This window comes from Cognatundibacterium luofuense (genome assembly GCF_018139685.1).
GTDB lineage: Bacteria > Pseudomonadota > Gammaproteobacteria > Burkholderiales > Burkholderiaceae_D > Undibacterium > Undibacterium luofuense.
In genome coordinates this window covers 1-393 of the sequence record NZ_JAGSPN010000231.1, presented here as the reverse complement: position 1 = coordinate 393, position 393 = coordinate 1, and the positions used below count along the sequence as shown (strand labels likewise).

Sequence of the window (393 nt, the reverse complement as noted above, 5' to 3'; positions counted from 1 at the left end):
CGGCTCAGCGAAGCAGAGATGCAAACTGCGGCATGGATACGCGAGCATGCACTCAGCGATAACCGCAGCTATGAAATTCTGGAAAGCCTGACCACCGAAGTCGGGGCGCGCCTGGCTGGCAGCGAAGCCGATCTGCGTGCGGTGGCCTGGGCCGAAGCCAAAATGCGTGCGTTAGGGCTGGACAAGGTCTGGAAAGAGCCGGTGCAGTATCCGGTCTGGCAGCGTTTGTCGGAACTAGCCAGTGTGATCAGTCCTTATCCACACCGCTTACAGGTCACTGCGCTGGGTCACAGCGTATCGACACCCGAGGGCGGCGTGCAGGCCGACATCGTACGCGTCGCCAGCCTGCAAGACTTAAAAAATACCGATCCGGCCAAAGTACACGGCAAGATC

1 protein-coding gene is annotated in these 393 nt (G+C 59.5%); it reads left to right on the top strand.

Translation table 11 applies throughout. The annotated features are described in order from the left end of the window. Positions 1-18 precede the first annotated feature (18 nt). Positions 19-393, top strand: a 375-nt coding sequence (locus tag KDM89_RS20170; protein WP_212689656.1) for a zinc-binding metallopeptidase family protein, incomplete at its 3' end; no start/stop codon positions are given.